This is a genomic window from Mycobacterium sp. (genome assembly GCF_002863225.1).
Taxonomy (GTDB): Bacteria; Actinomycetota; Actinomycetes; order Mycobacteriales; family Mycobacteriaceae; genus Mycobacterium.
In genome coordinates this window covers 1-6,035 of record NZ_PKEK01000003.1, presented here as the reverse complement: position 1 = coordinate 6,035, position 6,035 = coordinate 1, and the positions used below count along the sequence as shown (strand labels likewise).

The window sequence follows — 6,035 nt, the reverse complement described above, 5'->3', positions numbered from 1 at the left end:
TGTTGCGCGTCACTTTCGATGACGATGATGGCGTCGTCGGGGTTGACGACAATCAGGTGATGGGAACGGCCCCGCTCGGTGTGGTGAGCGGGGCCGTGGTGGGCGTGGTGACGGGGTGCTCGTCGGGTTGACGGAATCCTGGTCGGGTTGAGGTGAATCGGGTTCAGTCCGCTGCGGTTTCGGCGATGGCGATACGTGCTGCCTTTTCATCGACGATGGCGTGATCGGCGGCGAAGGCGGCGGTCAGCGCGTGGATGGCCAGGTTGTTGATGGCGCGGGGGTGACCGCGGGAGGCGTTGTGGATCAGCCCGATCGCGTCATCGGAGAACAAGGTGTCGGTTCGTCCAGCGATTTTGCAGTGGTGGGCGATGTAGTCGGCGGTGTCGGTGCCGCTCATCCCGGCAATCGTGTAGCGGACGGCGATGCGTTGATCCAAGGCGGCGAGCACGCCCAAACGGAGGCGGTGCCGCAGGCTGGGTTGGCCGATGAGTATGACCGCGAACGGGGATCCGGAGTCTATGTCGTGGTTGGTGAGCAGCCGGATCGCTTCGAGCTGAGGGTTATCCAGCAGGTGGGCTTCATCGACGACCAGCACGGGGTTGCGGCCGCGTTCGGCGTGTTCGCTGGCCAGTGCCTCGGCGGCCTGCGGGGTCAGGGTGGCCCGGTGGAAGGCCGGGGTGTGTCCGAGGGTGGCCACGATGTGGGTGAGCATGCCGCGCACCCCGACGGTCGGGTTGGCCAGGTAGATGAACACGTGCCGGGACGGGTCCAGCGCCGCGGTAGCCGCGCGCACGGCCACGGTTTTGCCCGCACCCACCTCGCCGGTGATCACCCCGATCGCGCGCTGGTCCACACACCAGCTGATGCGGGCGACCGCCTCACCATGGCCGGCATGCCGATGTAGCATTGCCGGGGCCAGGTCACGCCCGAACGGCATCCGGGTGAATCCCCAATGTGCTTGCAACCGTTGAATACTCACGCTGACGCCTCATCCTCATCGTCGATGTCGACGCTGGGTGCAAGGTCGTCGATGGATAGCTGGCCGGGGATCTCGCTGTCGTCGGTGTTGCCGTAGAGGGCGTGATAGCCGATGCGTTCGTCGCGGCGCAGCTGCTCGTGGTGAGCGGCCGCGGTCAGCTCCAGATAGTCGATCCCGGTCGGGCTCGGCGGATCGGGCTCGGGTGTCTCTGGTTTGGCTTTGGGGTGAGCGTGGCGGGAGATGGTGTGCGGCAAGGCTTTCCCATAGGACTTGTCGTGGTAGCGGACCTGCACGGTTTCCAGGTCGAACGGACAAAACACCAGCTCCACCCGCCGACCGACCAACGCCGCGTCGACTTGGTAGGTGTTGCCTGTTAACTGAACTACCGGGGTAGTTTTCCCTGTTCAGCTGTGGGTCGGGATTGGGGCCGTTAGGGTTCGGCGCCGTGGTCAAAGATGAGCTGGGGCGGGACCTGGCGGCGCTGCTGGTTGCTCGCATCGGGCGGCTGGACGCGACCGGTTCGCCGTGGGAGCCGTATCGGATGATCGATCCGCTCGGGGAGGTTGTCGGCCCGGTCGGTGAGTTCCTGAAAGAGCTGCAGGCGTGCGGGCGGTCGGAAGCGACGCAGCGATCGTATGGTCATGATCTGTTGCGCTGGTTCAGGTTTCTGTGGGCGGTGCGGGTGCCGTGGGACCAGGCGACCTGGGTCGAGGCGCGTGACTTCTGCCGGTGGGTGCAGATCGGAAGCAAGCCGGCGAGCGTGCGCTGGAGCCGGAGCGGCACGCCGTCTGCGGCGTCCGGTGGGAAGTATGCGCCGAGGACTGGCGCGCATGGCGAGAGTGTGTTGCGGGCGTTCTACGACTTCCATGTCGACACCGGTGCCGGGCCCATGGTGAACCCGTTTCCGCTGGTGCGGGAACGTCGACGCAAACGGGTTGGCGCGCATCACAATCCGATGCAGCCGCAGCGCAACGAGCGTGTCGGGTTGTATCGCCCCAAGCTGGTCGAACGGCCCCCGCGCTGCATCCCGGATGAGAAGTTCAACGAACTGTTCGCCGGGCTCGGATCGCATCGGGACCGAGCGCTGGTGGCGTTCTTCGTCTCGACCGGTGCCCGGGCTTCGGAGCTGCTCGGGGTGCGCTGCGGCGATGTGGATACCGGATCGCAGCTGATCACGGTGATCCGCAAGGGCAGCCGGGCGGCGCAGCAGCTGCCGGCCTCGCCGGATGCGTTCGTGTGGCTTCGGCTGTATCAGGCGGAATTCCACGGACAGGTGCGGACCGGGCGCGACGATCCACTGTGGCAGACACTGCGGCGGCCGTTCCGGCCGCTGAGCTATCACGCTGCCCGCGCGATGTTCATCCGCGTGAATTCTGTTCTCGGAACGGATTATTCGATCCATGACCTGCGTCACACGGCTGCCTATCGGATGGCCCGCGACCCTGATATGCCGCTGACGGACGTGCAGTGGATCTTGGGCCATGCCCAGTTGACCACCACCCAGATCTATACCTCGGCTCCGGTCGAGGAGACCATCGCAAGCATCCTGGCCCACCATTCGCGGAGATCAGTGGCGCCGTCGGCGCCGGCCGTGCTCACGCCGGAATACCGATCCGAGTCACTGGATGTGCTGTTCCCGGGAGCCGCGCGGTGACCACGACGGTGCCGGCTTCGACGATGGTGCCCGAGACGAGCCGTGAGCGACACCGTTGGGATCGTCGTGACCTGTTCGAACTGCGAAAGCAATTCCCGCCCCGGGTAATTCCCGTGTCGTGGGAGGCGACCGAAGCCTCACGCGGGTGTGTCCTTGCGCTCACCGTGCCGTTCACCGCCGACAACAAATTCCAGGCCGAGGTGCGCCGAAGTGTGCGCACCGTGCTGGACTGGCTGGCAACGATGCCGGGAAGAACCTGGCAGGCGCGGTGGGCCGCCTCCGGCGCGGAACGTGCCGCCGACTGGCGGATCCTCCCGGTGACACCGTTGGCGGCCGGGCGCACCGAAATCGCGGTCAGCAACCTGCAGCACCGCTGTTCGCGCGGCCTTTCGGTGCTGATCTGCGCCGATGTGATCCGCCCCAGCCTGGACTGGCTGCTGGCGACTCCGTCGCCGAAAAACCTCGCGACTGCGATGGCCCGCAGCCGCGACCCGCAGGGATTCGCGGTGCTCAACGAGCATTGCCGGCGGCTGGCCGTCGGCGACACGGCGCGCCGGATCGCGCTGGCGCGCATCGCGATGATCATGGCGGCCAAAGGCGGACGGACCGCCGACATCACCGTCGGCGACTGCCTCCAGATGGTGCAGATCGCCGCGGAGATCACCAAAGCCAGCGGCAAGACCCGCGCATACAGCAGCTCGTTCTTCTATCAGCTGGTGCGTTCCCTGGGCCGGTTCCCCGACAACGCCCCGGCCAGCACCAGAGCGTTCCACGTCTGCGGCCAGATGAGCATCGAGGAGATGATCGACCGCTATCACATCCAGTGCCGGCCGATCCGGGATCTGCTCGTGGATTACCTACGGCAGTTCCAGGTCAGCGCGGACTACAACACCGTGCTCGGACTGTCCTACGTTCTGGGCAAGCTGTTCTGGCGCGACCTGGAACTGCACCACCCGGGCATCGCTTCACTGCACCTGCCCACCGAGGTCGCCGCAGCATGGAAGCTGCGGATGCAGGTGAAGACCACAACGACGGTCGAGAACGGCGAGGTCGTCGAGCGTCATTCGCCACGACTATCGGCGATCCAGCACCTGGGCAACGTCCGAACGTTCTATCTGGACATCGCCCAATGGGCCGCCGACGACCCGGCCCGGTGGGGCCGTGGGTCGCGGTCTGCCCCATCCGCGACGGTGAACTGACCAGCGGCCGCGCTAAAACCGCTGCTGCCCGCAAGTCCCGCATGGACCAGCGCACCCGCGAACGCCTGCCGGTGCTGCCGACATTGATGACCGCTGCCGAGAACCGGCGCAGCCGGGCCGCGCGGGCACTGGCCGCAGCGCTGGCCACTGAGCCGGGCGGAGAGTTCAGTCTCGACGGGCAGGTGCTGCGCCGGGCCGAGCGCTCACCGGAATCCGGCAGCCACCTGTGGGCCGAGGATCCCGTAACCGCTAATCGCCGTGACCTGAAAGCTGAAGAGCGGCGCGCCTTTTGGGCATGGGCCGCCATCGAGGTGTTGCGGCTGACCGGCATCCGCATCGAGGAGCTGACCGAACTCAGCCACCACAGCCTCATCCAATACCGGCTTGCGGCCACCGGAGAGCTGATTCCGCTGCTGCAGATCGCCCCGTCGAAGACCGACGCCGAACGGCTGCTGGTGATCTCGCCGGAACTGGCCGACGTGCTGGCCACCATCGTCACCCGCATCCGCCAGCCCGGCGGTGGCATACCGCTGGTTGCGGCATACGACTACAACGAAAAAGTCTGGAACCCGCCGATGCCGCTGCTGTTGCAATGGCACTGGCGCCTGGAAGACCGGCCGCTGAGCCCCGTCGTGATCCGCCACCTGATCAACGACACGCTGTCCAGCACCGGATTGACTGACACTACCGGCGCGCCGCTGAGATTCACCCCCCACGATTTCCGGCGGCTGTTCATCACCGACGCCGTCATGCACGGCATGCCGCCCCACATCGCCCAGCTCGTCGCGGGTCACCGCGACATCAACGTCACGATGGGATACAAGACCGTCTACCCCGAAGAAGTCATCAACGGCCACCGAGCGTTCATCACCCGCCGCCGTCAGCTACGGCCCAGCGACGAATACCGGATGCCCACCGACGAGGAATGGGAAGAATTCCTCGGCCACTTCCAGCGGCGCCGCGTCGCCCTCGGCGAATGCGGCAGAAGCTATTCGAGCCCGTGCATCCACGAGCACAGCTGCCTGCGCTGCCCCCTTCTGCGGCCCTCGCCGAGCCAACGGACCCGGATCGCCGAGATCCGCGACAACCTGCGCGACCGGATCACCGAGGCCGAACGCGAAGGATGGCACGGCGAAGTCGAAGGACTCCGAGTGAGCCTCGCAGGCGCGGAAACCAAACTCGCCCAACTCGATCAGATGGCCCGCCGGGCCGCCACCATCCAACTGGGAATCCCCACCTTCAGCGAAGTCGCCACCCGCACCGCCACCACAGACACCGAGATCAGGAACGCATGATGACCCAGCACGATGACCTCGAACCAACCGACGAACCCACGACCATCACCTATCCCATCGGTTCCCTCGTCCACCTCGCCGAACTGCTCGACGAGATCGACGAATTCCTTCGCAGCGGAACCGACGTCACCGATCTGCTCACCGTGTTCATGACCCGCAATGGCCGCGCCCACCCAGGCTTCCGAGCCTGCAACCTGATCGACGACCTGAGCTTCACCGCCCACCACATCCGCCACCTCGTCGAGAGGCTCCCCGGAAAGCGAACATGATCGAGTTCGAAAACCCTCTGGAGCCAAGAGGTTTCGTAGTTCAGAGAATGGCGTGCAGCGATACGGTGGCGGTCTTGGTGACCACGCGGTATTGCGACCACAAGAACGCCTCGGTCAACTCATCGGCGGTCGGCATGGCTGGGGTCCGCCCGAGCCGCTCGAAGCCGGCGTCCCAGCGGGCCAACGGGCTTTGCCCGGTTTCGGTGTGGGTCCGGCGGTGGTATTCGGTTTCGGTCCAGGCCATAAACAGCCGGTTGAGCTCCAACAATGCGGTGGCGTGATCCACGCCGGCGGTAGTGAGGTCCTCGCTGGTGTCGGTGACCTCGATGAGGAACTGTTCGCGCACGGTGCGGAAAAACCGTTCGATCTTGCCCTGCCCTGGGGTCGGCCGGGTGCCGAATGAACCAGGCGTACACCGAGTTTCGCGCACGCCCGCAACAACCACGCATCGACAAAGGCAGAACCGTTGTCGACGTAAATCCCGCCGGGAACCCCGCGGGCGGCCAGCGCGGGGCGCAACGCCGCGGCCAGCCGCACGGTGTCTTCGGAAAAGCCGAACCGGTAGCCGGTCGCCAGCCGTGAATGATCATCCAAGAAGGCAAAAAGGTAGGTTTTGCGGTCGCCGACTCGCGGCCCGTG

6 protein-coding genes and 1 pseudogene are annotated in these 6,035 nt (G+C 65.9%); 4 read left to right on the top strand and 3 right to left on the bottom strand.

Annotation, left to right across the window (positions count from 1 at the left end; genetic code table 11):
• Window positions 1-163 precede the first annotated feature (163 nt).
• Both CYU59_RS00105 and CYU59_RS00100 read right to left on the bottom strand, forming a co-directional pair.
• Window positions 164-937, bottom strand: coding sequence for an AAA family ATPase (locus CYU59_RS00105; RefSeq protein ID WP_292974686.1), 774 nt, complete (start codon window positions 935-937; stop codon window positions 164-166).
• 38 nt (window positions 938-975) lie between these two features.
• On the bottom strand, window positions 976-1,308 hold the full coding sequence (locus tag CYU59_RS00100) for a hypothetical protein (protein WP_363113617.1): 333 nt from the start codon (window positions 1,306-1,308) through the stop codon (window positions 976-978).
• 116 nt (window positions 1,309-1,424) lie between these two features.
• On the opposite strand from CYU59_RS00100, the gene CYU59_RS00095 reads away from it, so the two are divergent.
• Genes CYU59_RS00095 through CYU59_RS00080 form a run of 4 tightly spaced genes read left to right on the top strand, consistent with a single transcriptional unit; the run spans window position 1,425 to window position 5,396 of the window.
• Window positions 1,425-2,633 (top strand): tyrosine-type recombinase/integrase, encoded by a 1,209-nt coding sequence (locus CYU59_RS00095; RefSeq protein WP_292974685.1) that lies wholly within the window; start codon window positions 1,425-1,427, stop codon window positions 2,631-2,633.
• Complete coding sequence (locus tag CYU59_RS00090; RefSeq protein ID WP_292974684.1) at window positions 2,630-3,832, top strand: hypothetical protein; 1,203 nt, start codon at window positions 2,630-2,632, stop codon at window positions 3,830-3,832. The genes CYU59_RS00095 and CYU59_RS00090 overlap by 4 nt, the downstream gene beginning before the upstream one ends.
• Complete coding sequence (locus CYU59_RS00085) at window positions 3,787-5,127, top strand: site-specific integrase (protein WP_292974683.1); 1,341 nt, start codon at window positions 3,787-3,789, stop codon at window positions 5,125-5,127. The genes CYU59_RS00090 and CYU59_RS00085 overlap by 46 nt, the downstream gene beginning before the upstream one ends.
• Window positions 5,127-5,396, top strand: coding sequence for a hypothetical protein (locus CYU59_RS00080; protein WP_292974682.1), 270 nt, complete (start codon window positions 5,127-5,129; stop codon window positions 5,394-5,396). Before CYU59_RS00085 ends, CYU59_RS00080 begins: the two co-directional genes overlap by 1 nt.
• A gap of 52 nt (window positions 5,397-5,448) precedes the next feature.
• Here the strand turns inward: CYU59_RS00080 and CYU59_RS00075 are convergent.
• Window positions 5,449-6,035: pseudogene (locus CYU59_RS00075) on the bottom strand (DDE-type integrase/transposase/recombinase); the annotation flags it as partial.

Excerpts from the sequence above, each read along its gene's own strand:
- CYU59_RS00105 (WP_292974686.1), bottom strand. The coding sequence starts at position 937 with ATGCCGTTCGGGCGTGACCTGGCCCCGGCAATGCTACATCGGCATGCC.
- CYU59_RS00080 (WP_292974682.1), top strand. The coding sequence starts at position 5,127 with ATGACCCAGCACGATGACCTCGAACCAACCGACGAACCCACGACCATC.